Raw genomic sequence first — 26,888 nt, 5'->3', positions numbered from 1 at the left:
CTCTTTATACTTCCTTTTGTTTTGCAAATATCATCCTACCTGCTGCTGTTTGTAAAACAGATGTTACCGTTACATTAATATTTTCTCCAATGAACTTTCTTCCACCTTCAACAACAATCATGGTTCCATCATCTAAATAAGCAACTCCTTGACCTGATTCTTTACCATCTTTAACTACTGTAAGATTCATATCCTCACCTGGTAATACTACAGGTTTTATAGCATTTGATAATTCATTTATATTTAATACAGATACACCTTGGAATTCTGCTACTTTATTAAGATTATAATCATTAGTTATAACCTTACCATTTAGTTTTTGAGCAAGCTTTAATAATTTACTATCAACTTCTGCAATTTGTGGAAAATCACCTTCCCAAATTTGAACTTCTATAGTAAGTTCCTTTTGTATCTTATTAAGTATATCAAGGCCTCTTCTTCCTCTATTTCTTTTTAAACCATCTGATGAGTCTGATATATGTCTAAGTTCATCTAAAACAAAACTAGGTATAACTAGGGGACCTTCTATAAAACCAGTTTGACAAATATCAAAGATTCTCCCATCTATTATAACAGAAGTATCTAAAACCTTTGCTACACCTTTTACTTTTCCTTTTTTGTCTTTACTTGAACCTTTTTTCCACCCTTCAAATAAAGCCATTATATCATCTTTTCTTTTGACTGATATATCAACACCAACAACTACTGCAACAGTATTGATTATAATGGATAACACTGTTCCTAAAATTTCTAACTTAGGTGGTAATAACTTATTTATTGGTAATATAAATAACGCTGCTATTAAAAGTGCAATTATACCTCCAATAGCTCCAAATATTATTTCACTAGCTGATAATCTACCAATACTTTTCTCTACAGCATCGGTTAACTTGGATACACCCTTATAAAAGATAGGCGATAATAAAAAAAGTATAATACCGAATGATAATGTTGCAAAAACATATAAAGAAACTTTGGCTACCATATTATTAAAATAGCCTAGGTTCATAATATAATTACTATTTATAATTGAATCAGCTACAAAAAATCCAGTCACTACACCTAGTATAGTAAGTAATACCCTGAATATCTTCCTAACCATTGCTTCACCTCCTTTATTAATTATTGACCACATTAATTTAGATAATTCACATAAACTAAAATATTTTTATTTTAATTTGTAAACTAATTATATCACATTGATATAAACTGAAACATATATAAAACATCTTAAATAATTAAATTTTTCTTAAATTCCTATGAAAAATACCCCCTATTCAATTTAACTTGAATGAATTAAGATATATTCAAGACGTCGGTGTATTGAGTTCATTGACAAAATAATCAGAAAAATCTTATAATTAAATTAATAGTTGTGTATTATTTTTAAGGAGTTGAGACTGATGAAAGATGTAATTTTTGATGATTTTCAGAATGCTATAGACGACTCGCTTTTAAGGCATAAAAGTATTTTAGATATATTAACCAAGTATCAAGAATCTCAGTCTAGAGTGAATAGAGCAGTAGTTAAAGCTGTTACAAATTGTGGTTGTGTTAGTATTAATGCTCAAAAACAATGTCTACCATCTGAAGAAGATGATATAGAAGAACTAAACAAATGCTTAAATTCTCATTTAGAAGGTAAACTATGTGACAGTTGTAGAGAAGTTATTGAACGTGAAATAGGAAATAATCTTTTTTATCTTACATCTCTATGTAACACATTGGATTTAAATCTTTATGATATCCTAATTAAAGAATATGATAAAATTAATACATTAGGTAAATTTACATTTAGATAACTTTATGTTAAAAGGTGTGAGCTAAATCTCACACCTTAATTTTATAATAATTTATTTAAAGATACTTGTTCCCTTATTCTTCTTAATCCATTCCTTATAGCCCTAGCTCTAGCTTCTCCTATTCCCTCAACATTATCAAGATCATCCGTATTAGCTTCAAGTATTGCCTTAAGTTCACCAAAATGTTTTACTAGATTTTCTATTACACTTGCTGGAATTCTAGGAACTTTACTTATAATTCTATATCCTCTTGGAGATATAAGCGTGTCTACAAGAGGCACTCCTGTATATCCTAATTCTCTAGCTATTTGTTCTAAATCTAATAATTCCTCTGCTGAAAGTTTTTGAATCTCCTTATATATTTCTTCATGACTTAAATTAGACTTGCAATAATCTCTTATCAATAATATTCCATCTTGCTCTATAAATTTTACAAGTTCATTTAATTGCATAGATATAAGTCTACCTTCATTACCAAGCTCTACTATATATCTTTCAATTTCTCCAACAATTCTCATAACCATTTCTGTTCTTTGTATAGCTGTAACAACATCGAATAACGTTACTAAATCTTGAAACTCTAGAATATTTAAATTATTTATTACTCTTTCAAGTACTGCTACATACTTTTCAAGGGTTTGAACTGCTTGGTTCGCTCTACCTAAAACTACAGAGCTATCTCTTAAAACATATTTTATATCACCTTTATAAATAGTTATAATATTTCTTCTTTGTGATATAGCAACTGCTATATTACCAGTTTGTTTAGCAACCCTTTGTGCTGTTCTATGCCTTGTTCCCGTTTCAAAAGTTGGAATAGATGAGTCTGGTACTAATTGAGTATTTGCAAATAATATTTTTTTCAAATCTGAACTTATAATAATAGCTCCATCCATCTTTGCTAATTCATATATATATGATGGTGAATAATCTGAATTAATAGCAAATCCACCATCTACAATCTTCATTACTGCCTCCGTATCACCAAGTAATACTAATCCACCAGTTTTCGCTCTTAAAATATTTTCAAGTCCCTCTCTTAATTGTGTTCCTGGACTCATTATTTTTAATATATTTTTTATCTCTTTTTCACTTTCTATTCTCATACACTCACCTATCCATTAAAAAATCTTATTTAATACTTCTCTCAAAGTTTTTATACCTATTACGTTTAATTTTGATTTTTTTAATTTATCTAAATTTCTATACGGAACTATAGCATTTAAAAAGCCCATTTTTTCAGCCTCATTAACTAGTCTATCACAATTTGTTATTGGTCTTATCTCTCCAGTTAATCCAACCTCGCCTATCACCATCAACTTTTCTAAGTTTAAAGGATTTCCTTTTACTGATGAAATAAGTGCAAGTGCTATACCTAAATCAGTAGTCGTTCCACCTACTTCTAGCCCTCCAACTACATTTACATATACATCACAATTATAAAATGGAATTTTTAATTTTTTCTCCAAAACAGCAAGTATTAAACTAAGTCTTTGATTATCTATTCCTACACAAGTTCTTCTTGGTATCATCGCCTTCGTTTCAGTTGCTAATGCTTGAATTTCTACCAATATAGGTCTTGTTCCTTCCATAAGACCTACAACCACTGATCCTTCTTGATTAAAACTAGTATCTTCTAAAAACAATCTTGACGGATCATAAACCTGCATTAGTCCTTCTTGTCTCATTTCAAAAACACCTATTTCCGAAGTAGTCCCAAATCTATTCTTCATAGTTCTAAGAATCCTAAATTCTTCTGTTCTTTCACCTTCAAATGAAAGCACCGTATCTACCATATGCTCAAGAACTCTTGGCCCAGCCAATTCTCCTTGTTTAGTAACATGAGCTACTATAAATAATGGTATACTGCTCCCCTTAGCTATTCTCATCATTACATTAGAACATTCTTTTACCTGAGAAACACTTCCTGGTGCTGAAGTCACTCCCTCTTTATATACCGTTTGTATTGAATCTATTATTACAAAAATAGGATTTAATTGATTTATATATGCTTCTATTATATCTAGATTAGTTTCAGATACAATATATAAATTATCTGAACTTATACCTAACCTATCACCTCTTATTTTTATTTGCTCCTCTGACTCTTCTCCTGAGACGTATAAAACTTTACCATATTTACTAGCTATATTATTAGCTGTTTGTAATAACAATGTTGATTTTCCTATACCTGGATCCCCAGATATTAATGTAAGAGAACCTTTTACTAATCCACCGCCTAATACTCTATTAAGCTCACCTATACCTGTATCAAATCTCTCTTTTTCACCTGATTTTATTTCCTTAATATTTTTTAATGTTGGTAAATTTCTACTTACTATAGATATCTTTTCCTCTTTATTATCTTTCAATTCTTCTATAAAGGTGTTCCAACCATTACAAGAGGGACATTTACCAAGCCATTTAACCGACTCATACCCACATTGTTGGCAAGTATATAATGTTTTAATTTTAGCCATCTATATCAACTCCAGATTAATATCATAATTGTTTTAAAAATTTAAGCATATTAAATGAAACAATATTACAATATATTGAATTAAATTGTTCTTTTATTTTACTTAATACACATTAATCATATTAATGATACCATAAACAAGTAGTAATTTAATAGAACATTTGTTAAAATTTTATCGCTATTTAATTATAGGTATAAACTGTATCTTTTATTCATTTCTTATAAGTTATTAAAAAATAAATTTTACATAAAAATAATTAATTCATAAAATTTTCTTAATGTATATTAAATCCTTACATTATTAAACTTCTATAACCCAACTTATAATATTAAACAAAAGAAAATATATGCTTTATCATACTAAAAAATATCAATGCCGCTATATTTATAAATATATAATTTTATAATCTTTTCAAATAAAAAAATATCACAGTTTCCTGTGATATTTTTACAAGGGAATTATATAACCAATTTTGCAGCTGCTTCATCAACTATAACTACAACATTGTTATGCATTTGAAGCATTGAAGCTGGTACTTGCGTAGTTATCTTTCCTTTTAATAATTTTTCTATTATCTCAGCTTTGCCTTCTCCTGAAGCTATTAAGATGATTTTTTTAGCTTTCATTATGCCACCAAGACCCATAGTTACTGCTTGTGTTGGTACTTCATCTATTGAATTGAAGAATCTTGCATTGGCTTTGATAGTATCTTCCTTTAACGATGTCAAATGTGTTCCTAAACTTAATTCTTCATTTGGTTCATTAAAACCTACATGACCATTATTTCCAATACCTAATAATTGGCAATCTATTCCACCCAGGTTAGCTATTCTTTCATCATATTCTTTACATTCTTTCTCTATATCCTCAGCTAAACCATTTGGTACAAAAGTTTTTGTTTTATCTATATTTATATGATTAAATAAATTAGTATTCATAAAATATCTATAGCTTTGATCGTGGTTTCCTGATAAACCTACATACTCATCAAGATTTATTGAAGTAACTTTCGAAAAGTCTACTTGTCCTTCTTTGTTCATCTTTATTAATTCTTTATACATAGCAACTGGAGTTCCACCTGTTGCAAGACCTAGTACAGCTTCTGGCTTATTTTGGACTACATTCGCCATTTCTTGTGCTGCTAATTTGCTCATTTCCTCATAATCTTTTGCTACTACTAATTTCATTTTAATTTCCCCTCTCTCATAGAAATATTTACTTCTAAAATAAATTTGTCTGATCTATAGATAGATTCTTCTAAAAACAGAATCTTACCATTCTCTGTGAATGTCTTACTAAAACTCTTAAGTAACGGTATATTTTCTTGTGTATTGAATAATATTTTATGCTTATCCTCTGTTAGTATAGCTTGTAATGCAGACTCTGAATAAGCTATTTTATACCCAAACTCTTCTAATAATTTATATAAAGATCCTTTAAGTATTTCTTCATCTAAATATCCACAATAATCACATGGGATATATACTATTTCATTAGCTACAACTTCATCATCAACTATTCTCAATCTATCTATTTTATATAATTGTTCAAACCTAAATATATCCTGGAATTCCTCTGGAGTACTGATTTTTACAAAACTCAATACTTTTGTAACTAAATTTCTGCCAGATTTATTTATCATTTCTGAGAAACTCATCATATCCTGTTGCTTAACCTTAGGTTCACATACAAAAGTTCCTTTACCTTTTTCTCTTACTAAAATCCCTTCTTGTACAAGTTCTCCTAATGCTTGCCTTATAGTCATTCTACTAACACCATAGTTTTCAGATAGTTCTCTTTCACTATCTATACATTGACCAACCTTCCAAACACCTTGATTTATTTTACGCTTAACATCTTCCTTTAGTTGGTAATATACTGGAATAGGACTATTTTTATCTATCATGATTGTTCCTCCTAATACTATTATATTAAAATAATCTATACATGTCTAGACCACTATACAAATAAATTTTAATTTTTATTTCTTTTTTAATTATATACTAATAAAACATTTTTCCTCAACTAATACAAATATTTATACTAAAGATAATTACATATATATTTTTTTCATTTAAATTAATAATAAATATATTTTTTCACATAATATATTTGTCTATATATTTAAAAATTTAATATCTGTTTTATTGTAAATCTCATATATTATATAATAAGCATATCTTTTAAATTATATATATTTTTTATAAAATATATTGATAAAATATCTAAAATATATTATACTTAAATTAATTATTAAACGATATTTATTATTAGTTATTAAGGAGATGATTTAAATGATAAAAGTATATACAACTAATTCATGCCCATGGTGTGTTAAGGCTAAACAATATTTAAAATCAAAAGATGCAAATTTTGAAGAACTAAACGTACAAACTGATATGACAGCTAGGGAAGAAATGGTTTCTAAAACTAGACAAATGGGAGTACCTGTTTTAGACATAAACGGAACTGTTATTATAGGTTTTGATAAACCTGCAATTGATAAAGCTTTAAAGCTTTAGTTTGCAAAAAGCTGTATTAAAATTAGTTTTTAGTAAAACAACAAACTAAAACAGTAAGGCTATTGGTATCTTTAAATTTACCAATAGCCTTATGTTTTATTATTAATTTAATAATATAGTTTTTTAATTTAAATTTAAACTTGTCGATTAATTCATGATTTAAGTTATTTTGACACAATCCCTTGTAATTCTCTATCTTTTCAAAAAATAAAACTGTAAAATTAAGAATTTTGAACTGCTCCCTGTCAAGTAGACAGGGAGCAGTTCATTTTTCTTGTTTTTCACAGCCTTATCTATTATATTTGTTCTATATTTATAACCGTAGCTTTAGGTCTTGACATAGCTTCTATAGAATATCTTATTCCTTGAGTTCCTATTCCAGAAGATTTAACACCCAAAAATGGAAAATGATCTGGGCCTCTTTCTGTCTTATTGTTAACTTGAACTGTACCAACCTCTAATTTATCTGCAATATAGAAAGCTGCATTTATATCTTTAGTAAATACTGATGATTGAAGTCCATATTCCGATTTGTTTGCTATTTCTATTGCTTCATCTTTATCTTTAACTCTTATTATAGGAAGTACAGGTCCAAAAGGCTCTTCCCAAGCAAGTCTCATGTCTAAATTGACATTATCGAATAATGTTGGATATATTATATTGCCCTCTCTATTTCCGCCATATAAAAGAGTCGCACCTTTATCTTTAGCATCTTTAATAAGACCTTCTACAAAATCAGCAGCCTTAGTATCTATTAAAGGAACCACCTCAACTTGATCCTTTAGTGGATTTCCTACTTTTAACTTTGTAACAGCTTCTTTTAATTTTTCAGCTAACTTATCTGCTATCTTATCTATAACAAGTATTCTTTTAACAGCTGTACATCTTTGCCCTGAGTAAGAATACGCTCCAGATATTATATTTTTAACAGTTAAGTCTAAATCTGCATCTTCTAATACTATAGCTGCATCCTTTCCTCCAAGCTCCATTAAAAGTGGTTTCATGGTAGTAATACTTGAAATTCTTCTTCCTATTTCGGTGCTGCCAGTAAAGTTTATAAAATCTATATTTTCATGAGTTACACAATAATCTCCTATTTCGCTTCCTCTTCCTGTAATAGTATTTAAAACACCACCTGGAAGTCCTGCTTCTTGGAATACTCTTGCTAGGTATAAAGCAGATATAGCTCCCTGAGTTGCTGGTTTCAAAACAACACTATTACCTGCAACTATAGCTGGCGCTATTTTTGAAGCTGAAAGATTCACTGGATAATTAAAAGGTGATATTGCTAAAACTACTCCCAAAGGTTCTCTTGTAACAACCGATATTTTACTCTTATTAAAGCCAGGAAAATTATCCGCTGGTATACTTTCCCCTTCCATTCCCTTAGCTGCATCTGCTGTAAATCTTATATAATCTGCAGTTCTTCTTACTTCCGATTCTGCACTCTTTTTATCTTTAGCTACTTCCCTCATCATTATTTTAGCTATTTCCTCAACCTCTTCCTCTAAAAGATCAGCTGCCCTATACAATACTTTAGCTCTCTCACTTACCGGAACCTTCTTCCACGATTTTTGTGCTTCCTTAGCATTTTCTATAGCAAAATCTACTTCTTCTGTACTCATGGACTGAATTCTCCCAACAAGAGAATCATCTACAGGTGACTTTATCTCTATAAGTTTTCCTGAACTTGTTTCTTGCCATTTACCATTAATTAGATTCCTATAATTTTTATTTTCACAACATAATTCTTGAAACATCATACTTACACCTCCAATGCTTTATCTATTTCTAATTTGTTATATCCAACTATTACATGACCATTTATCTCTGTTACAGGTACAGTTCTTTGTCCTGACACCTTTTCAACTATATTTCTATCCTCATGTGCATCTGCAACATTTATTACTTCATATTCAAATCCTCTTTTATCTAAGTAAGACTTCACTTTAACACAAGAAGGACACCAATCAACTGAATATATCTTTATCATTATTTCACCCTCTTACTTTCTACAATATATTTTTCTGCATCCAATGCTGATATAGTTCCATCAGCTACTGCAGTAGTTATTTGTCTAAAAGCCTTTTCTCTAACATCCCCAGCTCCATAAACACCTTTAATATTAGTCCTCATATTTTCATCAGTTAGTATATATCCTTGCGGATTCAAATTTATATAGTCTTTAAATAATTTTGTCTTTGGCTCTGTACCTATATAACCAAATACAGCATCCATGACTATCTCTTTTTCTTCACCAGTTAATGTGTTTTTAATCTTAGCCTTTTCCATAAACTCTGCACCATTAACATCAACTAAATCCCAATTATACATAACTTCTATTTTAGGATGGTTTAGAACTTCATCTAATGTAGCTTTTTCACCTTTAAAATAATCATATCTTCTTACAAGTATTACTTTCTCAGCAAATCTTGATAAAAATAATGCTTCTTCTAGTGCTGAATTTCCTCCACCAACTACACCTACAGTTTTCCCTTCATACATAGCTCCATCACATACTGCACAGTAATGAACACCTTTGCCTGCATACTTTTCTTCATTTGCTATAGGAAGTTTTCTTGGAACAGCTCCAGTTGATATAATAACTGCCTTAGGCTTATATATATAACTTGAAGTTTCTACTATCTTTTCGCTATCTGAAAATTGAACTCTTTCAACCATATCAAATTCGTCTATCTCTGCTCCAAGTTCCTGTGCTTGTTCTTGCATTAAATCTGCTAAAGTACCTCCTTCAACCTTTTTAAATCCTGGGTAATTCTCTATAGTATAACTTGATCTCACCTGACCACCTACTATGGCATCTTCAATAAGTAGCATATTTAATTTTGCTCTTGATGCATATATTGCTGCTGTAAGCCCAGCAGGACCTGCGCCTATTATAATTAAATCTAACTCTTTAACTTCTTTATTCACAAACCATCACTCCCAACGATATTTCTACAATTTAGTATATTCTAATATAAAAATCATTATTCAGTTTACCCCCTAAGGGTATCTTTAATATTATTATAGCACTCTCTTTAATTTTTGCAACCAATTATTAATAAATAATTATTATCAATGCAAAATAGAGGCTTTTAATTTCGCCTCTATTTTCTGATTATTAATTCTTTTCATATAAAAAATATTTATAATCTCTATCTTTAGATTCTTTATCTTTTACAATTTGAACAGTTTTAACTACCTTACTCTTATCTTTACTAATTTGTACATACTGAGCAATAGGATAATTATCTCTATTTACATAATTTAGCTTAGTTACATTTTTCAATTCATCATCATTTAAATTCCCTATTAAAATTTCATCATAACTTTTTATAAAATCATCTTCACTCTTAGATGTATTTAATGTATATATAACTAAATTATCAATTAAACTAAACTGTGAAATTCCAGCCCACCAATTATTATCCTTTTTGCGTTTATACTCTAAAATTTTACTTATTTTCTTACTCTCAATATCTATACTTTCTATATATTGAATGTCTTTATCGTCTTCAAGCACATATAGAGTTTTACCATCCTCCGACATGTTAATGTTTCCCTTTTGTCTGTCATAACCTTCAAGTTTAAGAAACCTTTTAGCCTCAATCCCCTTTGTTGGATTAATCTCATATATATTTTTTGAATCACCTGAATAATAAAACATATCTGTTTTTTTACTATAAGCCCAATCTATTCCCGTATCCTCATCCTTACAAAAACCAGTGGTATATTCTTTACCGTCATTTATATCTATTAGTCTAGTTATACACTCATGATATCCATCAAATTGTAAATATTCAGATATTGTTATATATTTATCACTTCCATTCACCCAATTTACATTTATTCGTTTTGCTATTTCTTCATCTGAAATTTTATATTTTTGCTTGTTGAAATCTTTTCTAACCTCATCTAAATAATATATACATTTCTCTTCATTAGCAGCTGTATCATAAATAAGCACCATATTATTCTTTATATGAATTATTTGTCCACTCTTCCCTCTTTTAATATAATTAGGGGATTTTATTTCTCCAAAATCACCTAATCTTACATTCTTTTCACTTTTTAAATTATAATTATATAACTCATGATTATACTTATTCTCTTCTGTTGATTTTAATAATATTAAATTTTCATTATCTTTGAAAGTTAATACTTGAAAATCTTTCTTACTATCTATTTTAAGTTCCCCTATATTCTTATATAGTTCCTTTTCTGAATCCTTTTTAGAATTCTCCTTTTTAATATCTTCCTTCACATTTATATTTTTATCTTTTGAGCACCCTATTAATACTGTAATTAAAATTAGAACTAGGCATATTATTAACATTTTCTTTTTCATAGATTCAATACCTCCTGTAATCTAATAATGTAATATTAAAATAGCCATATTACAAAACATCAATCAATAATTACAAAATTATTAAAATTAATTTTAATATTACAATTTAATTCAAACCATTCAGTACTATTATCTATCTGGCTAAAATCAATTTTTAAACTACCATCAAATTCTTTAACTATTTCATTACAAATATATAACCCAAGCCCATGTCCTATATTATCTTCAGAGTTTCCTCCTCTAACAAAAGGTTCTAATATCTTATCCCTTCTATTTTCCTTAAGCTTTAATGTTTTATTTTTGCATGTAATTTTAAGTTCTTGCTCTATAATTCTAATACTCAAATTTATAATTTCATCTTCTACCGAATATTTAACAGCATTACCTATAATATTTTTAATCAAGGTTTCTAAACTCTGCTTTTGAAAAAGTATTTTTTCACTTAAAACATCTTTATTAATAACAATCCCTTTATCTTTTATTGTAATTTCTAAACTTTCTAGAACTTCATCTACAATATCAACAATAAAAAAGCTTTCTAAATCCTTCTTTAAGCTTGTTACACCTTTTGAAATATTTATAATATCAACTACTAGACTATGTAACTTTTCACTTTCTATAAATATCCTTTGAGCTGCTCTTTTCTTAAACTCCTCCTTTGTTTCTTTACTATCCATTAATATTTGAGAATACCCAGATATAGCTGTAAGTGGAGTCTTAAGTTCATGTGTAACATTATAAAAAAATTCCGTTCTAGATTTCTCTAAAACCTTTGTCTTTTCTTGTTCATTTTTTAAATTATAAAATTGATCTCTTAAATCACTTTTCATCGAAAAAAAAGAATTAGCTAAATCAGCTATTTCATCATTACCTTTTATATTGTTTTTAGCTTCAAAATTACCATTTGAAACCTCATCTACAATTGATCTTAACATTTTAATAGGTTTTATTATTTTAGTTGTATACAAATAAGAACTTATTAAAATTAAAAAGAAAATTAATATTTGAATAAAAGTTATCTTTATTAATAAGTTATTATACAGAAAATATATATCATTAAAATCTTTATGAAATACTATTGTTGTCAGATAACAATTATTTATATATAAAGGATACGTCCCTTTTACTAAAATCTTATCATTATCATATTTTATATTTACACTAGCTTTATTTAAATCAATATCCCCCAAGCTTCTTTCATCTTGATTTCTATCTGAATCTATTATTTTTCCATAATCATCATATAAAACTACATTAGTAGCACTTAAACTCTTCATTACTCTTACTATACTAGAACTATTACTCTCTACTAAATTACTATCTATATTTATACCTTCCAATAGAAACTTTTGTTGCAATTGATATCTAGCATTATCCATAGTTTCTTCCATAGTTTTTGATATAGTTTTCTCTAAAGTCTCATAAAAAACAATTCTGATCAATAAATTAAGAGTTAGTCCACTCAGAAGAAAAATAATGCTTAGTCCTAAAGACATTTTAACTCCTATCTTACTTCTAATAGGTTTCATCTCATTACATACCCCACTCCAAATATAGTTTCTATGTGGGATATTTCCTCTGTATCAATTTTAGACCTTAATCTTCTTATATGAACATCAACAGTTCTATCATCTCCAAAATAGTCATACCCCCATACTTTATCTAATAGCTTTTCTCTTGAGAAAACTACATTTCTATTATTAACAAATAAACTTAATATCTCATATTCCTTTGGATTAAGTTTTACATCATTACCATTTTTAATTACCAATCTAGAATCAAGATTGATTTTAAGTACATTACTTACTTTTATAAAATCATTATTTTCTTGATTTACTCTATATTTATTAACACTTCTTAAGGCTACCTTTACTCTAGTCAAAACCTCTTTTATTTGAAAAGGCTTAGTTATATAGTCATCAGCTCCTAACTCCAAACCTAACACCTTATCTACTAAATTATCCCTAGCAGTTATCATAAGTATAGGGATATTACTCTTCAAATTTATATATTTACATAGTTCAAAACCATTTTCATCAGGCAAATTAATATCTAAAATAACTAAACTAGGCTCAAACTCTTTAAAGCACTTTTTGAACTCATTTGCTGAAAAAGCACCTTTAACTTTATATCCTTCTTCCCCTAGTGAATACGTCAATATATCATTTATTGAAAAATCATCCTCAACAACAAGAATTTTATCCACAAATATCCCTCCTTTTATTAACATTTTATCATAGACTTATTACTAACTTATTACAAAAAATCCCTTAGCTAGATTTAATTTTCTAACTAAGAGATTTCATCTAAATATATTCAATACCTTTATTTATATATATTAATAAACTTCTAAACACATACCTTACAGTTAAATTTTAATTCGCCATCCATAGAATCGACTTCTACATTATCACCTTTTTTTATATTACCCTTAAGTATTTCTTCACTTAACTTATCTTCAACCTTTTTAGTTATAGTCCTTCTTAAAGGTCTTGCTCCATATGCTAAGTCACTACCCTTTTCTATTAATAATTTCTTAGCCTCTTCTGTAAAACTTATATATATTTCATATTCTTCTAATCTATTTTTAAGTTCTTTTAGCATTAAATTTACTATTTCTAAAAGATTTTCTTGCTCTAGCTTATGGAATACTATTATATCATCTAATCTGTTTAAAAACTCAGGTTTAAAACTATTTTTAAGCTCAGCCATTACGCTTTCTTTCATTTTTTCATATTCTGATTCGGCTTTTTCACTATCTACTGCAAATCCCATACTCTTTTGTTTTTTAATAGTATGAGCTCCAACATTAGAAGTCATTATTATTATGGTATTTTTAAAATTTACGGTTTTTCCTTTACCATCTGTAAGTCTTCCATCCTCTAAAACTTGAAGTAATATATTAAATACTTCTGGATGAGCTTTTTCTATTTCATCTAAAAGAATTACAGAGTATGGCTTTCTTCTAACAACTTCTGTTAACTGCCCACCTTCATCATACCCAACATACCCCGGAGGAGACCCTATAAGACGTGATACAGAATGTTTCTCCATATATTCAGACATATCTATCCTTATAATATTGCCTTCTAGTCCAAACATAGCTTCTGCCAAAGCTTTTGATAATTCTGTCTTTCCAACTCCTGTTGGACCTAAGAATATAAATGATCCTATTGGTCTCTTAGGATCTTTAAGCCCTACTCTCGCCCTTCTTACAGCTTTAGCTACAGATTTAACAGCCTCATTCTGCCCTATTACTCTTCCATGTAAAATTTCTTCTAACTTTAATAATTTTTCAGACTCTTTTTCTGTTAGTTTATCTACAGGAACCTTAGTCCAATTTGAAACTACTTTAGCTATTTGTTCTTCTGAAACTACATGGTTTTTCACCGTACTTTCTGTAGTCCAATTTCTCTTTAAATCATCTAATTTACTTTTAAATTTCTTTTCCTCATCTCTTATTTCTGCAGCCTTTTCAAAATCTTGGACAGCTATAGCCTCTTCTTTTTCTTTAGTTAACTTATTAATATCTTCTTCTAACTTTTTAAGATTAGGAGGTGCTGTAAAATTCTCTATTCTAACCTTAGCTGCTGCCTCATCTACTAAATCTATTGCTTTATCTGGCATAAACCTATCGGTAATATATCTATCAGCTAAAGTAACAGCTGCATTAAGAGCTTCATCTGTTATTTTAACACCATGATGTGTCTCATACTTATCTCTTAATCCTTTTAATATCAATAAAGTTTCTTCCTTTGAAGGTTCGCCTACCATAATAGGTTGAAATCTTCTTTCTAATGCAGCATCCTTTTCTATATATTTTCTATATTCATCTATCGTTGTTGCTCCTATACATTGTATTTCACCTCTAGATAATGCAGGCTTAAGTATATTGGAAGCATCTATAGCACCTTCAGCAGCTCCAGCGCCTACTATAGTATGAATTTCATCAATAAATAATAGGATGTTTCCTGCACTTTTTATTTCACTCATAACCTTTTTTAGCCTATCTTCGAACTCACCTCTATATTTTGCTCCAGCTATCATAGAACTTAAGTCTAAGGACACAACTCTTTTATCTTTTAATATTTCGGGAATATTGCCTTCTACTATTTTTTGTGCTAATCCTTCTGCAATAGCAGTCTTACCAACTCCAGGTTCTCCTATAAGACAAGGATTATTTTTAATTCTTCTACAAAGTATTTCTAAAACTCTTTGGGTTTCCTCATCTCTTCCTACTACAGGATCTAAATTTCCCTCAATAGCCATGTCTGTTAAATCTCTACCATACATATCTAAGGTTTGTGTATTTTTATTTTTATTATTTCTTGCATTTTTTTCTTTATCAGTTACTTTATTGTTATTTATTGAATTTCCATCAAAACTACCTAAAAGATCTTCTCTCAAGCTATCTAAATTTACTTTTAATGAATTTAAAATAGCATATGCTACTCCATCTTTTTCGTTTATTGTCGCAAGTAAAATATGTTCTGGACTTATAGAATTATGTCCAACCTTTTTTGCTTCTAATAAACTAAGATCTAATAACCTTTTTGTTCTTGGTGTAAGAGGTATTTCCCCCTGTATATATTCTTTATCTCCTCTTCCTACATAGTCCTCTATAGCCTCAGCTACACTTTCTTCATATACACTATGTGAATTTAATAAATCCTTACTTGCACCTTCAACTTTTAAAAGTCCAACTAAAATATGCTCTGTTCCTATATATCCATGCCTAAGTTCTCTAGAACTATCTCTAGCAACCATAAGCACCTTTTGTGCTCTTTCTGTAAATCTTCCAAAAAGCATCTTATCCCTCCTTATTTAAACTAAGAGTTTCTCTAACAATTCTTGCTCTTTCTAAATTACATTCAGCCTCACTAAGTTTTCTATTAAGTTTTAACTTAAGTGTAGCTGGTTGTATTTCTACTAATAATTTATTTAATATTATAGTATCTATACCTTCTACTATTCCCATTTCGACACCCATTCTTACATTTGATAGTAATTCAAGTGCTTCTTTTGTATCTAATAATATAGAATTTTTTAATATACCTATGCTTCTATAAATTTTATCTTTCAACTCATATTCATTTTTTAAAAGTATTTTTTCTCTAGCTTTATTTTCTTGAAGTATTATTTCTGAAACTACAGCTTCTAAATTACTTAAAGTTTCTTCTTCTGTAACTCCCAATGAAATCTGATTAGATATTTGATATAGGTTTCCATCAGCCCTAGTTCCTTCTCCATAAACACCTCTTAAAGTCATTCCTACTTGTGTTAATCCCTTAAGTAATGCTGTTATCTCTTCATTTATTGTAAGTGCAGGTAAATGCATCATAACAGAGGCTCTCATCCCTGTGCCTAAATTAGTTGGACAGGCTGTTAAATACCCAAATTTCTCATCAAAAGCATAATCTAATTCTTCCTCTAATAAACTATCAATTCTATCAGCTTCCTTATATGTGTCTCTTAAATTAAAGCCCTTATTTATACATTGAATCCTAATATGATCTTCTTCATTTAGCATAATGCTTATCGTCTCTTCTTTATTTACAAAAAAGCCAGCATTATTATTCTTTTTTAAAAGATCACCACTTATTAAATGCTTTTCTAAATATAAACTCTCCTCTTCAATATCTTCTTCCCATAAAAGATGAAACTTAAAACTATCCTTTAATTCCTCTGATCTTAAAATTGCTTCTCCTATATTCTCCACACTTTCTTTTCCTTTTTCTATAGTTAACTTATTAGGAAACGGTATAGAGCTTATATTTCTTGCTATTCTTATTCTAGAACTAATAACTATGTCTTTATCATCACCTATATCAGTAATCCAATTTTTCATAATAAGCTCCCCCTTTATTCATTAATATTTTCTCTAAATGCCTTTATCTCATCTCTCAGAATTGCAGCTTTTTCATATTCTTCAGCTAAAATAGCAACTTGTAATTCTTCCTTAAGCTTTAATAACCTTTTCTTCTCTATTATTTCCTTTCCAGCTTTTTTAGGTATTTTACCTACATGCTCTAAGTCACCCTGAACTCTTTTTATTACGGGTTTTATTGTGTTAGAAAAAGAACTATAACAACTACTACAACCAAGCAATCCTGTTTTTTTAAAATCACTATATGTCATTTTACATCTTTCACAAACTTTTTCTTCAACTGATTTATTCTTAGGATTATTACTAATATAATCTACAAGACCACTTAAAAGACTTTGAAAAGTAAAATTATCCATATTTTTTATTTCTGTATTAAAAGGTATTTCTGAAATCTCACTTGCACATTTTTCACAAAGTCTCATTTCTTCTTTATTACCTGATGTTACCTTAACTATATGAACTGTTGCTTCATTTACATTACATTTTTCACAAAGCATATTATCCCTCCTTTTATTTACGCTAATAAAACCATTATTATGGCACTAAGTATATCTGCTCTAACTTTATTTTTATCTGGAACATTCTGAAGAGTTCTATCATTTAAGGTTATTTTCATAATTTCAAATGTATTCCTATCTATTAACTCATTTGCAAACATCCCCTCTAAAAGTACTGATGCACCATTATATGTTATACTCTCTCCAATTGTTTGATTAATTATCTTATTCCTTAATTGCTTATTATCATAATTAACTCGTCTTATTACTATATGTCCTCCACCACCTCTTTTACTTTCTATTAAATAACCTTTATCATAAGTAAACCTGGTAGTTAAAACATAATTTATTTGAGATGGTGCACAGCTAAACTTGTCAGCTAGTTCATTTCTTTGAATTTGTAATTCTTGACTATTACTCTCTTCTATTAAAGACTTAATAAATTGTTCTATTATATCTGATAATCTAGCCATCTTTTTCTCCAATCTCTCACTTTGACTTTCTTTGACTTTTATATTTATATATATAATAATACTATTTTAGCTCTTATTCAATATTAAATTTACTTTTGTTTTTTATATTATAATTATTACCTTAATATCATATTTTCAATCTATTATTTTAAAAAATATAGAATTATTATTTTTTTATAGTAAATACTAATATTGTTATTTAACTAAATAAAGGAAAATAAATTAGTTAAATGTAAATCCAAAAATGTTATTTAACTTTATATAACGAAATTAATGTTTAAATTCTTACTTAATAAGGAAACTCCTATTCATTTCATTCATATGAGTAAGTTCGAACTAACCAAATTAAAATTTGGATTCTCACTTAAGGAAACTCCTATTCATTTCATTCATATGAGTAAGTTCAAATTAACTAAATTAAAATATGGATTCTCATTTAAGGAAGGTGTATTGTTTTGCAGATATTATGGTATGGTCACTCCTGCTTTTTAGTAAAATCAGAACTGGGTAAACGCTTAATAACCGACCCGTTTCACATGGACATAGGTTATTCACCTTATAAAGGTACAGTAGATGTAGCAACTATAAGCCATTATCATTTTGATCACTCAGATACTTCTAATTTACAAAAAGATACCAAAATTATAGATAAGTTAGGCTCATATAACTTAGACTTTGTAAATATATATGCATATCCATCATTTCATGATGATATAAGAGGAAAAAAAAGAGGAGAAAATATTATTTTTATTTACGAGATAGATGGTTTAAAATTATGTCATTTAGGAGATTTGGGGCATGCTCTGGATTCTTCTTTTATTGATACTCTAGGAAAAATAGATATACTGTTTATCCCTGTTGGTGGTCGATACACTCTGAATGCTAAACTGGCTTCATTAATAACTACAACTATATCTCCAAGTTATGTATTGCCTATGCACTATAAGACTCCATACCTTAGTTTTAATCTGGAAGGAGTTGAAAAATACTTGAAATATTTTAAACATTCAAACAAACAAAAACTTGATTCTTTAACTGTTACTAAAGATACTCTTCCACAAACAACCGAAATAATTTTACTAAGTTCAAAGATATAAAAGTAAATTTTACATTTTTCTATAAAATAAAAAAGACCGTCAAAAACGGTCTTTTATTTGGATTACTCTTGAACTGGAGCTCCTACTGGACAAACATTAGCACAGCTTCCGCAATCGATACAAGTATCTGCATCTATAACGAATTGAGTATCTCCTTGGCTTATTGCATTAACTGGACATTCTGAAGCACAAGCTCCACAACTTACGCATGAATCTTCTATTTTGTATGCCATAATAAAGCACCTCCTAAATATTATAGTGTACAAACACCATAATCATTTTACCATGCTTTTAAAAATTTTTAAAGATTTTATTTTACATAATTGTAAAATACTAAATAACTGTATACCCAAAGTCCTCTATTGATTCTATTATCTTATCTAAATCTATTAAAAAATCATCATATACTACATTTACTTCTCCTTTTTCTTTATTTATCTCACAAGCTATGATACCTTCATTCGTAGCTATAGCTTGCTTAATCCTATTTATATCTTGAGAAGTTTTCATATTAGGAATTTTCATTAATGACTTCATAATAGCCCTCCTAGTTCCCTTTAATTAACTCTTTAATCAATTTTTTGTCAGTTTCATCCTCTATTTCAAGTTTTATTTCACTTTCATCTATATAATCTTCATAACTTCCTGTTACAAGTTCCACATCTTCAATCTTATAAATTTCTATACTCTCTTCTTCAGATGGTTTTCTGGCAAGTCTTACTTTTACACTCTCTTTTACTACACTATTATATAATACTTCTCCATTACCATCCGGAGTTTTTACTATAGATCCTACTTTAGGTAATCTCTTTCTTATATCTTCATAAGTATTTTGTTCATAATTTAAACAGCACATTAATCTTCCACAAATACCTGATATTTTTGTTGGATTAAGTGATAGATTTTGTTCTTTAGCCATCTTTATTGATACAGATGCAAAATCTCCTAAGAAAGTTGAACAGCATAATGCTCTACCGCAAGGGCCTATTCCGCCTATCATTTTAGCTTCATCTCTAACCCCTATTTGCCTAAGCTCTATTCTAGTTTTAAATATTGTAGCCAAATCCTTAACCAATTCTCTAAAGTCAACTCTTCCATCTGCTGTAAAATAAAAAATAACTTTGTTATTATCAAAAGTATATTCAACATCTATAAGCTTCATATCTAAATTATGACTTTGTATCTTTTTTAAACATATCTCAAAAGCATCTTTTTCTTTGCTTTTATTCTCTTCATGTTTTTGTATATCCTCTTCTGTAGCGACTCTAAGTACAGTTTTTAAAGGTGCAACTATTTCATCCTCACCAATTTCTTTGAAGCCAATTACACACTCACCAAACTCTATTCCTCTTGCAGTTTCTACTATTACATTATCGCCTTTTTTTATTTCAATATTGTTTGGATCGAAATAATAGATTTTGCCAGCCTTTTTAAATCTTACACCTACTACTTTTATCATTTATTTTAAACCTCCAACATACTAAGTATCATAACACTATAAGTCATAGACAAATTAGTATTACTATTAAAATTCCTTCTAGTATCTTCTATAATATCTATAATCCCCTTAAGCTTCTTATAAGACATCATATTAGAAAGTTCCCTTATCTTTAAGAGTTTATCTCCATTTATTAACATAGATAAATCTTGAACCTCTTTAAACAACATAATATCTCTCACAAAAGACGTTATTGTATTTAGTATCTCTTCCTTTGACTTTATTTTGGTAAATATATTTTCATATCTTAGAACAGCACCCTCATCCCTTTTATTTATTTCTTCCAATAACCCAATGCAAGCTTCTCTTGTAGCTTCAAAGGATTTATCATCTAAGAACTTTTCTATTCTACCTGGAAGCCCTTCACTAAAAGCAAGTAAACTTTGAATTAAAGCTTCATCTAGTCCCCCATATTTACTTGTTATAAACTCCATAAGTTCACTTTTTGAAAGTGGTGTTAATTTATGAATTTGACATCTTGATTTAATTGTATCTAAAATAAGCTCAGAGCTTTCAGCTAAAATTATTATAAACACCCCTAATGGTGGTTCTTCAATAGTTTTAAGCAAAGCGTTTTGAGCTTGAACTGTCATCTTATTCCCTTCATAAATAATTATAACCTTCTTATCACCTTCGTAAGGTTTTTTATTTACTTCAGTAATAATTTCTCTAACTTCATCTACTCCCAACGATGCCTTTTTAGGTATATACTTTACTATATCTACGTATTCTCTATCTTCTTGTTTGCCTAACATCTGAAGTGCAAACTCTTTGGCTAATAAACTTTTTCCAATACCATCCTCACCAATTATAAGATGAGCATGAGTGAGTGCATTGTTTAAAACCCCTTTAGTAAACCTATTCCTTATGGCATCATGCCCTATAAAATTAATCATGCACTCAACTCCTGACTTTTAAATCTTAACAAATTTATCTACATCCACTACAAACACAGTGGCCCCACCAACTTCAATCTCTATAGGATAGGGTACAAACATCCCAGAACTTTCCGAAATAGGTGCTGGTGTTGTTACAATTTCTTTTCTCTTTCCACATACTTCCTTGATAATACCAATTACAGACTCAACTTTTTCTTTTTCAACACCTATAAGTAAAGTTGTGTTTCCTGACTTCAGAAATCCGCCAGTAGTAGCAAGTTTTGTAACCCTAAAACCCTTTTCTGTAATCTCATCAACCAAATCTAATGCGTCATCATCTTGAACTATGGTGATAACTAGTTTCATAATAGTACACCTCCAAAGTTTATTTACCAATTATTTAATATTATCTCTTATTTTATCACAATAAATTCTGTTTGAATATAAAACATTTATTTTATAAAATCATTTTTCTTAAGTAAATCTTCTATAACAACTTTTGCATTTAAAATTACATCATTTAATGATCTTTCAGCATCTAATCTATATATACTTTGAGGATATTTTTCTAAGAGCTTTAAATAACCCTCTCTAACTTTATTATGAAAATCTACATGTTCTAAATCTAATCTATTTACTTCCCTATTTTTGTTTTTATCTATTCTTTCCAAACCAACTTCAGGTGCTAAATCAAATAGAATATTAATGTCAGGCATATATCCATCTATGGCAAATTCATTTATGCACATAACTTCATCCATACCCAGGCCTCTTGCAAAGCCTTGATATGCTAATGAAGAAAATACAAACCTATCACATAAAACTATCTTTCCCTCTTCTAATGCTGGTATAACCTTTTCAACTAAATGTTGTCTTCTTGCAGCTGCATACAATAGAGCTTCTGTCCTTCCATCCATTTTAGTATTATTAGTGTTTAATATAACCTCTCGTATTTGCTCAGAAATAGCTATACCACCTGGTTCCCTAGTTGTTATAAAATCTACACCTAATTCATTTAAAAATTTTTCAATTTCTCCTGCTACAGTAGTTTTTCCTGAACCTTCTGGCCCTTCAAATACAATAAATAATCCTTTTTTCATATGTCATCCTCATTTCTATCTATCTTAAAATTCTAACTTTATACTCTTCTACACCTATAATTGTAACATTGTTTTTTATTGATGAATTTATTATTTCTATATGCTCTTTATTAAATCTTTCTCCCATAACCACTAATGGAACTCCTGGTGGATATAATATAATATTCTCTCCAGCTATACATCCTTCTACATCTTCTAACTTCGCATATACTTTCTCAGCGTCCAGAACCTCATATGGGAATAAAACTTGATCAGGTATTTTAATTTTATTCATATTAACCTTATCATCTAATAGCTGTTTACTATCGCACATCTCTAGTGCTTCTGTAAGCAACCTATAATCTTCCTCTGTATTGAAAGGGCTTGGTATAAGAACTACTGAATTAGTCGTACTCATCTCAGACTGCACTTTATTCTTCCTTAAATAATCTAATAATTTGTGACCACTGTATCCTTCTTTAAGATTTAACACAAGTCTTGAGCTATCTAATTCAACTTCATTAAATCCTTCCTGATAAAAATCTTTTTTTTCTAAGACTTTAACATAATCTAATTTATTTATTTTCTCTTTTATGCACTGAAGTTTTTTAACCAATTCTCCATATTTATCGTCAGCTTCATACTCTAAAAAGTTTCGTGAATAATCTAAACTCGCCATAAACAAATAAGAAGGACTTGTACTCATAAACACACCTAGATAAAATTCTACCTTTTCCCTAAGAGCTTCATCATTTAAATGTAAATATGCAGTTTGGGTAAAGCTAGGTAATGTTTTATGCGCACTCATCACAGTCATAGTTGCTCCTAAATCCTGTGCACTTTTAGGTAAATATTTATTAAATCCAAAATGTGCACCATGAGCTGAGTCTATCAATATCTTAATATTATAATTTTTGCAGATATTGATGATTCTATCTATGTCTATACCAATTCCATAATAATTAGGATAAGTAAGTACTATTCCTTTGATATCCTTATTTATCTCCAATTTATTCTTAAGTGATTCAATATTAATTCCTATAGCTTCCTTCAAGTTATTACTATATATATTTTCTATATATATAGGTTTCAACTTTCTCATTATTATTGCATTAAAAATACTTCTATGACAATTTCTCTCAACCAATATAATATCACCTTCATTAAATGATGAATATATCATAATTAAATTACCACATGTACTTCCATTTATTAAGAAATAAGACTTATGACTATTGTATAGTTTTTGTAACTTAGTTTGTGCTTCTAATATTACTCCCGTAGGCTTATGTAAATTATCTAGTCCTTCAACTTCTGTCATATCAAAGTTTATAATATTTTGAGTAAATTCTTTACTAAATCCTCTCCCATATTTATGTCCTGGCATAGAAAAAGGAGCATTTTGCTCCTTAACATAATTCTTTAAAGTCGAAACTAAAGAAATATTATCCAATCTTTTCTCTCCTTTTATAGTTAAAGTTCAATATTTTCTTTTATTAAACTTAGTGAAATATTCTTTTTTATATGATTCTTATAATACTCATAGAAATCCGTATTAATGTCACTATTTACAATTTTAGTTTCACATTCACTACAAATATATTTTCCTCTAATTATTATACCATTTTTAGAAGTTTTGTTACACATTATACAAGAAGTTTTTGTTACTATATACTGTTTCAATTTTTTTCCCCCTTCAAATTTTTCTCTTCTTGATTATTGACCTCTATATTATATTTTATTCAGCTTTTGTCTTAATCTTTAGTTGTCCACAATAAATATTTTTTAAGTCAATAGCACACACTAAATATGAAAAATTTTCAGGAGGTCTTTTTTTATGAAACAAGAAATAATTTCATATTTATCAACAGAAAAAGAAGCTCTATTTAAGCTTTGTAAATATCTTTATGATAATCCTGAGGAAAGCTATAAAGAATTTAATGCTTGTAAATATATTAGTTCATTTTTAAAAGAAAGAGGCTTTGAAGTTACAAATAACTTTCTTACATTAGAAACTTCATTTATAGCTAAAAAAGGTTCTGGTTATCCTAAAATCGGATTTCTTTGCGAATATGATGCTATAAAAGATGAAGGTCATGTAACTGGTCATAATGCATTAACTACAATAGCTATAACCGCTGCAATCGGACTTGGAAAGGTTATTGAAAAAACTGGAGGTTCTATTAATGTAATAGGATGTCCTGGAGAATACTTAGGTGGTACTAAATCTATTATGGTTAGACAAGGTATATTTGAAGACATGGATGTAGTATTAGTATGTCATCCAGATGTAACAACTTGTGAAAGCGGAACCTCTTGGGCTATAGTACCTTTAAGCGTAAAATTTATAGGCAACAATGGTTTAAGCTTTTTGAACAAAGAAGGATATACTTCACTAGATGCAGTACTTTTATCCTTTAACATAATAAATTCCTTATTAAAAGGTTTCCCAAATAATTTAGAAGTGAATTCTATTCTTTCTAAAGGTGGAAGCACTCCACTACTTTTACCAACTGAAGCTGAGGCAAAGTTCTATATAAGATCTACTAATATGGATATAGCTAGGATCGCAGAACAAAAAATTAGAGAAACAGCCTATTATGTGTCTAACCTAATGTCAATTAGACATTCAGTTTCCCTTTATGAGCCACCGAGCGAAGTATTATTATCCAATTCAACCTTAAATAGGTTGTTTAGCCATAACTTGAAAGAAAATGGAATTATAGACATTTGTTCTTCAAGAGATATCAAAGCAGGCTTAGGTCTTGGCGCTGTGAGTCAAGTTATACCAGCTATCCACCCTTATATAGCAATAACAGAAAATGCTAATTGCTATGGCACTAGAGATTTCGCAATTGCAACAATATCTGAGTATGGTTTAAATATGGCACATAAGGCAGGTTTAAGTCTTTCCTTTACTGCCCTTGATATAATTGAAAGCAAAACACTTTTAAGTGAAATAAAAAATGAATTTTACGAAGTAAAAAAACAAATTTATTAAAAAATCATTATTTATTAGACTTAATCATATTATAATTATAAGAGAGCGTAAGCTCTCTTAATTTTTTATGGAGGAAAAAAACTATGTTATTACCTAAAAAACTTAAGTATGGAGATACTATAGGTGTTATTGCCCCTGCTAGCCCATCAAAAAATGATATAATTACTTCAAATATAAACAATATTAAAAACCTAGGTTTCAATATTGTAGAAGGCAAATATCTAAGAAAAAATTATGGTTATCTGGCTGGAGAAGATTATCAAAGGGCTCAAGATTTAATGTGTATGTTTGAAAATAAAGATGTTTCAGCAATTGTATGCTATCGAGGTGGTTATGGATCTATTAGAACTATGTCACTTATAGATTGGAACATCGTTCGAAACAATCCAAAAATTTTTTGCGGTTATAGTGATATAACTTTATTACTAAATTATATCTACAAAAAATGTGGGTTTATAACCTTTCATGGTCCTATGATTTCATCTAATTTTAATGATGAAAAGACAAAAGATTGTTTTTTAAAAACATTATGTGAAGGAAATACTAGTTTAAGTTTCGATACATCCAATTTAAAAAATATTGAAACATATAATGAGAAAAATATTTCTGGAATCATATGTGGTGGAAATTTATCTATGATTTGTAGTTCTATTGGCACTCCATTTGAAGTAGACCTAAAAAATAAAATACTTTTTATAGAGGATGTGGATGAAAAAAGCTACGCTGTGGATAGAATGTTAACTCAATTACTTCTATCTGGTAAACTTAATAAATGCAAAGGATTTATTATAGGACATTTTACACCAAGCAAAGATACAAATGAATTTTCACTTCCTATTTTGACAGTTATAAAAAACATCCTAATTCCTTTAAATAAGCCAATTATAATAGGTATTCCTTTTGGACATGACTACCCCAATATAACACTTCCTATAGGGTCTGAAATCAATATCTCTTTTTCACCTCTGTCTATAAAAACTATTGGCTCTATATTTATATAAAAACAATCCACAGTTTTATCTATTCAAAGTTTAATTATCCACATAAATAAACTTCTTATCTAAATATTTAAGATATTATTAGAAAACAAAAAAACCTCAGTAAAATTAAACTTTACTGAGGTTTTATGGAGGCGCCACCCAGATTTGAACTGGGGAATAAAGGTTTTGCAGACCTCTGCCTTACCACTTGGCTATGGCGCCAAAGATGGTGGCTCGAGCAGGAATCGAACCAGCGACACGAGGATTTTCAGTCCTCTGCTCTACCGACTGAGCTATCGAGCCACATGACCTGGCAACCACTTACTCTCCCACACAGTCTCCC

28 protein-coding genes and 2 tRNA genes are annotated in these 26,888 nt (G+C 28.9%); 5 read left to right on the top strand and 25 right to left on the bottom strand.

All coding sequences use genetic code 11. The features are described from left to right. Positions 1 to 4: 4 nt before the first annotated feature. Positions 5 to 1,102, bottom strand: a complete 1,098-nt coding sequence (locus tag BUB01_RS21660; protein ID WP_072993568.1) for a PIN/TRAM domain-containing protein — start codon at positions 1,100 to 1,102, stop codon at positions 5 to 7. A gap of 301 nt (positions 1,103 to 1,403) precedes the next feature. On the opposite strand from BUB01_RS21660, the gene BUB01_RS21655 reads away from it, so the two are divergent. Beyond that, positions 1,404 to 1,802: a nucleoside triphosphate pyrophosphohydrolase family protein gene (locus tag BUB01_RS21655; protein ID WP_072993565.1), complete on the top strand. Its 399-nt coding sequence runs from the start codon at positions 1,404 to 1,406 to the stop codon at positions 1,800 to 1,802. A gap of 41 nt (positions 1,803 to 1,843) precedes the next feature. On the opposite strand, the gene disA is transcribed toward BUB01_RS21655, so the two are convergent. The 4 genes from disA to BUB01_RS21635 form a co-directional block, all read right to left on the bottom strand. Then, complete coding sequence (gene disA, locus BUB01_RS21650) at positions 1,844 to 2,908, bottom strand: DNA integrity scanning diadenylate cyclase DisA (RefSeq protein WP_072993562.1); 1,065 nt, start codon at positions 2,906 to 2,908, stop codon at positions 1,844 to 1,846. A 15-nt stretch (positions 2,909 to 2,923) separates the two neighbouring features. After that, complete coding sequence (radA, locus tag BUB01_RS21645) at positions 2,924 to 4,282, bottom strand: DNA repair protein RadA (RefSeq protein WP_072993559.1); 1,359 nt, start codon at positions 4,280 to 4,282, stop codon at positions 2,924 to 2,926. Between the two features lie 458 nt (positions 4,283 to 4,740). After that, the gene (gene nagB / locus BUB01_RS21640; protein ID WP_072993555.1) at positions 4,741 to 5,469 is read right to left on the bottom strand and encodes a glucosamine-6-phosphate deaminase; all 729 of its coding nucleotides are present in this window, start codon (positions 5,467 to 5,469) and stop codon (positions 4,741 to 4,743) included. After that, positions 5,466 to 6,188, bottom strand: a complete 723-nt coding sequence (locus tag BUB01_RS21635; RefSeq protein WP_072993552.1) for a GntR family transcriptional regulator — start codon at positions 6,186 to 6,188, stop codon at positions 5,466 to 5,468. Before BUB01_RS21635 ends, nagB begins: the two co-directional genes overlap by 4 nt. Positions 6,189 to 6,576: 388 nt before the next feature. Between BUB01_RS21635 and BUB01_RS21630 the strand changes: the two genes are divergently transcribed. Next, positions 6,577 to 6,804, top strand: a complete 228-nt coding sequence (locus BUB01_RS21630) for a glutaredoxin family protein (RefSeq protein WP_072993549.1) — start codon at positions 6,577 to 6,579, stop codon at positions 6,802 to 6,804. Between the two features lie 296 nt (positions 6,805 to 7,100). Here the strand turns inward: BUB01_RS21630 and BUB01_RS21625 are convergent, their stop codons facing one another. The 10 genes from BUB01_RS21625 to BUB01_RS21580 form a co-directional block, all read right to left on the bottom strand. Further along, complete coding sequence (locus BUB01_RS21625) at positions 7,101 to 8,564, bottom strand: NADP-dependent glyceraldehyde-3-phosphate dehydrogenase (protein WP_072993598.1); 1,464 nt, start codon at positions 8,562 to 8,564, stop codon at positions 7,101 to 7,103. Between the two features lie 5 nt (positions 8,565 to 8,569). Continuing rightward, positions 8,570 to 8,797, bottom strand: a complete 228-nt coding sequence (locus BUB01_RS21620; protein WP_072993547.1) for a glutaredoxin family protein — start codon at positions 8,795 to 8,797, stop codon at positions 8,570 to 8,572. After that, the gene (gene trxB, locus BUB01_RS21615) at positions 8,797 to 9,738 is read right to left on the bottom strand and encodes a thioredoxin-disulfide reductase (protein WP_072993545.1); all 942 of its coding nucleotides are present in this window, start codon (positions 9,736 to 9,738) and stop codon (positions 8,797 to 8,799) included. The genes BUB01_RS21620 and trxB overlap by 1 nt, the downstream gene beginning before the upstream one ends. A 190-nt stretch (positions 9,739 to 9,928) precedes the next feature. Next, positions 9,929 to 11,155, bottom strand: a complete 1,227-nt coding sequence (locus tag BUB01_RS21610) for a hypothetical protein (protein ID WP_072993542.1) — start codon at positions 11,153 to 11,155, stop codon at positions 9,929 to 9,931. Between the two features lie 59 nt (positions 11,156 to 11,214). Continuing rightward, complete coding sequence (locus BUB01_RS21605) at positions 11,215 to 12,684, bottom strand: HAMP domain-containing sensor histidine kinase (protein WP_072993539.1); 1,470 nt, start codon at positions 12,682 to 12,684, stop codon at positions 11,215 to 11,217. Beyond that, positions 12,681 to 13,361, bottom strand: coding sequence for a response regulator transcription factor (locus tag BUB01_RS21600; protein WP_084109115.1), 681 nt, complete (start codon positions 13,359 to 13,361; stop codon positions 12,681 to 12,683). The genes BUB01_RS21605 and BUB01_RS21600 overlap by 4 nt, the downstream gene beginning before the upstream one ends. 143 nt (positions 13,362 to 13,504) lie before the next feature. Beyond that, positions 13,505 to 15,964 (bottom strand): ATP-dependent Clp protease ATP-binding subunit, encoded by a 2,460-nt coding sequence (locus tag BUB01_RS21595; RefSeq protein WP_072993534.1) that lies wholly within the window; start codon positions 15,962 to 15,964, stop codon positions 13,505 to 13,507. Between the two features lies 1 nt (position 15,965). Continuing rightward, positions 15,966 to 17,003 (bottom strand): protein arginine kinase, encoded by a 1,038-nt coding sequence (locus BUB01_RS21590; protein ID WP_072993531.1) that lies wholly within the window; start codon positions 17,001 to 17,003, stop codon positions 15,966 to 15,968. A 14-nt stretch (positions 17,004 to 17,017) separates the two neighbouring features. After that, positions 17,018 to 17,539, bottom strand: coding sequence for a UvrB/UvrC motif-containing protein (locus tag BUB01_RS21585; RefSeq protein ID WP_072993528.1), 522 nt, complete (start codon positions 17,537 to 17,539; stop codon positions 17,018 to 17,020). A 17-nt stretch (positions 17,540 to 17,556) separates the two neighbouring features. Further along, positions 17,557 to 18,012, bottom strand: coding sequence for a CtsR family transcriptional regulator (locus BUB01_RS21580; protein ID WP_072993524.1), 456 nt, complete (start codon positions 18,010 to 18,012; stop codon positions 17,557 to 17,559). Between the two features lie 455 nt (positions 18,013 to 18,467). Between BUB01_RS21580 and BUB01_RS21575 the strand changes: the two genes are divergently transcribed. Further along, positions 18,468 to 19,109 carry an MBL fold metallo-hydrolase gene (locus tag BUB01_RS21575; protein WP_072993521.1) on the top strand — a complete coding sequence of 214 codons (642 nt, stop codon included), beginning with the start codon at positions 18,468 to 18,470 and terminating at the stop codon, positions 19,107 to 19,109. A 62-nt stretch (positions 19,110 to 19,171) separates the two neighbouring features. On the opposite strand, the gene BUB01_RS21570 is transcribed toward BUB01_RS21575, so the two are convergent. The 8 genes from BUB01_RS21570 to BUB01_RS21535 all read right to left on the bottom strand — a co-directional run bounded on the left by BUB01_RS21570 (position 19,172) and on the right by BUB01_RS21535 (position 24,247). Further along, on the bottom strand, positions 19,172 to 19,342 hold the full coding sequence (locus BUB01_RS21570; protein WP_072993518.1) for a DUF362 domain-containing protein: 171 nt from the start codon (positions 19,340 to 19,342) through the stop codon (positions 19,172 to 19,174). Between the two features lie 100 nt (positions 19,343 to 19,442). After that, complete coding sequence (locus BUB01_RS21565; RefSeq protein ID WP_072993515.1) at positions 19,443 to 19,646, bottom strand: heavy-metal-associated domain-containing protein; 204 nt, start codon at positions 19,644 to 19,646, stop codon at positions 19,443 to 19,445. 10 nt (positions 19,647 to 19,656) lie between these two features. Continuing rightward, positions 19,657 to 20,568: a PSP1 domain-containing protein gene (locus BUB01_RS21560; protein WP_072993512.1), complete on the bottom strand. Its 912-nt coding sequence runs from the start codon at positions 20,566 to 20,568 to the stop codon at positions 19,657 to 19,659. Positions 20,569 to 20,573: 5 nt separating this feature from the next. Beyond that, positions 20,574 to 21,503, bottom strand: coding sequence for a DNA polymerase III subunit delta' (locus BUB01_RS21555; protein WP_072993509.1), 930 nt, complete (start codon positions 21,501 to 21,503; stop codon positions 20,574 to 20,576). A gap of 18 nt (positions 21,504 to 21,521) precedes the next feature. Further along, positions 21,522 to 21,851: a cyclic-di-AMP receptor gene (locus BUB01_RS21550; protein WP_072993505.1), complete on the bottom strand. Its 330-nt coding sequence runs from the start codon at positions 21,849 to 21,851 to the stop codon at positions 21,522 to 21,524. 86 nt (positions 21,852 to 21,937) lie between these two features. Further along, the gene (gene tmk / locus BUB01_RS21545) at positions 21,938 to 22,585 is read right to left on the bottom strand and encodes a dTMP kinase (protein ID WP_072993502.1); all 648 of its coding nucleotides are present in this window, start codon (positions 22,583 to 22,585) and stop codon (positions 21,938 to 21,940) included. A 19-nt stretch (positions 22,586 to 22,604) separates the two neighbouring features. After that, the gene (locus BUB01_RS21540; protein ID WP_072993499.1) at positions 22,605 to 24,017 is read right to left on the bottom strand and encodes an aminotransferase class I/II-fold pyridoxal phosphate-dependent enzyme; all 1,413 of its coding nucleotides are present in this window, start codon (positions 24,015 to 24,017) and stop codon (positions 22,605 to 22,607) included. A gap of 20 nt (positions 24,018 to 24,037) precedes the next feature. Continuing rightward, complete coding sequence (locus tag BUB01_RS21535) at positions 24,038 to 24,247, bottom strand: sigma factor G inhibitor Gin (RefSeq protein ID WP_242958462.1); 210 nt, start codon at positions 24,245 to 24,247, stop codon at positions 24,038 to 24,040. A gap of 154 nt (positions 24,248 to 24,401) precedes the next feature. On the opposite strand from BUB01_RS21535, the gene BUB01_RS21530 reads away from it, so the two are divergent. Together BUB01_RS21530 and BUB01_RS21525 are read left to right on the top strand one after the other, a co-directional pair. Beyond that, on the top strand, positions 24,402 to 25,565 hold the full coding sequence (locus tag BUB01_RS21530; RefSeq protein ID WP_072993496.1) for a zinc-binding metallopeptidase family protein: 1,164 nt from the start codon (positions 24,402 to 24,404) through the stop codon (positions 25,563 to 25,565). Positions 25,566 to 25,648: 83 nt separating this feature from the next. Then, on the top strand, positions 25,649 to 26,566 hold the full coding sequence (locus BUB01_RS21525; RefSeq protein WP_072993493.1) for a S66 peptidase family protein: 918 nt from the start codon (positions 25,649 to 25,651) through the stop codon (positions 26,564 to 26,566). Between the two features lie 126 nt (positions 26,567 to 26,692). Here the strand turns inward: BUB01_RS21525 and BUB01_RS21520 are convergent. Together BUB01_RS21520 and BUB01_RS21515 are read right to left on the bottom strand one after the other, a co-directional pair. Further along, positions 26,693 to 26,767, bottom strand: a tRNA-Cys gene (locus BUB01_RS21520). 5 nt (positions 26,768 to 26,772) lie between these two features. Then, positions 26,773 to 26,848, bottom strand: a tRNA-Phe gene (locus tag BUB01_RS21515). Between the last annotated feature and the right edge of the window lie 40 nt (positions 26,849 to 26,888).

It is taken from the genome of Clostridium cavendishii DSM 21758 (assembly GCF_900141845.1).
Taxonomy (GTDB): Bacteria; Bacillota; Clostridia; order Clostridiales; family Clostridiaceae; genus Clostridium_AG; species Clostridium_AG cavendishii.
This window is presented reverse-complemented; position numbering and strand designations above follow the sequence as displayed.

Coding starts and splice junctions, on each gene's coding strand:
- nagB (WP_072993555.1), bottom strand. CDS start 5,469: ATGAAATTAGTAGTAGCAAAAGATTATGAGGAAATGAGCAAATTAGCA.
- BUB01_RS21610 (WP_072993542.1), bottom strand. CDS start 11,155: ATGAAAAAGAAAATGTTAATAATATGCCTAGTTCTAATTTTAATTACA.
- BUB01_RS21585 (WP_072993528.1), bottom strand. CDS start 17,539: ATGCTTTGTGAAAAATGTAATGTAAATGAAGCAACAGTTCATATAGTT.
- BUB01_RS21530 (WP_072993496.1), top strand. CDS start 24,402: ATGAAACAAGAAATAATTTCATATTTATCAACAGAAAAAGAAGCTCTA.
- BUB01_RS21635 (WP_072993552.1), bottom strand. CDS start 6,188: ATGATAGATAAAAATAGTCCTATTCCAGTATATTACCAACTAAAGGAA.
- BUB01_RS21525 (WP_072993493.1), top strand. CDS start 25,649: ATGTTATTACCTAAAAAACTTAAGTATGGAGATACTATAGGTGTTATT.
- BUB01_RS21660 (WP_072993568.1), bottom strand. CDS start 1,102: ATGGTTAGGAAGATATTCAGGGTATTACTTACTATACTAGGTGTAGTG.
- BUB01_RS21565 (WP_072993515.1), bottom strand. CDS start 19,646: ATGAAGTCATTAATGAAAATTCCTAATATGAAAACTTCTCAAGATATA.
- BUB01_RS21655 (WP_072993565.1), top strand. CDS start 1,404: ATGAAAGATGTAATTTTTGATGATTTTCAGAATGCTATAGACGACTCG.
- BUB01_RS21555 (WP_072993509.1), bottom strand. CDS start 21,503: ATGATTAATTTTATAGGGCATGATGCCATAAGGAATAGGTTTACTAAA.
- BUB01_RS21570 (WP_072993518.1), bottom strand. CDS start 19,342: ATGGCATACAAAATAGAAGATTCATGCGTAAGTTGTGGAGCTTGTGCT.
- BUB01_RS21560 (WP_072993512.1), bottom strand. CDS start 20,568: ATGATAAAAGTAGTAGGTGTAAGATTTAAAAAGGCTGGCAAAATCTAT.
- BUB01_RS21625 (WP_072993598.1), bottom strand. CDS start 8,564: ATGTTTCAAGAATTATGTTGTGAAAATAAAAATTATAGGAATCTAATT.
- BUB01_RS21580 (WP_072993524.1), bottom strand. CDS start 18,012: ATGGCTAGATTATCAGATATAATAGAACAATTTATTAAGTCTTTAATA.
- tmk (WP_072993502.1), bottom strand. CDS start 22,585: ATGAAAAAAGGATTATTTATTGTATTTGAAGGGCCAGAAGGTTCAGGA.
- radA (WP_072993559.1), bottom strand. CDS start 4,282: ATGGCTAAAATTAAAACATTATATACTTGCCAACAATGTGGGTATGAG.
- BUB01_RS21605 (WP_072993539.1), bottom strand. CDS start 12,684: ATGAAACCTATTAGAAGTAAGATAGGAGTTAAAATGTCTTTAGGACTA.
- disA (WP_072993562.1), bottom strand. CDS start 2,908: ATGAGAATAGAAAGTGAAAAAGAGATAAAAAATATATTAAAAATAATG.
- BUB01_RS21590 (WP_072993531.1), bottom strand. CDS start 17,003: ATGAAAAATTGGATTACTGATATAGGTGATGATAAAGACATAGTTATT.
- BUB01_RS21630 (WP_072993549.1), top strand. CDS start 6,577: ATGATAAAAGTATATACAACTAATTCATGCCCATGGTGTGTTAAGGCT.
- BUB01_RS21550 (WP_072993505.1), bottom strand. CDS start 21,851: ATGAAACTAGTTATCACCATAGTTCAAGATGATGACGCATTAGATTTG.
- BUB01_RS21595 (WP_072993534.1), bottom strand. CDS start 15,964: ATGCTTTTTGGAAGATTTACAGAAAGAGCACAAAAGGTGCTTATGGTT.
- BUB01_RS21620 (WP_072993547.1), bottom strand. CDS start 8,797: ATGATAAAGATATATTCAGTTGATTGGTGTCCTTCTTGTGTTAAAGTG.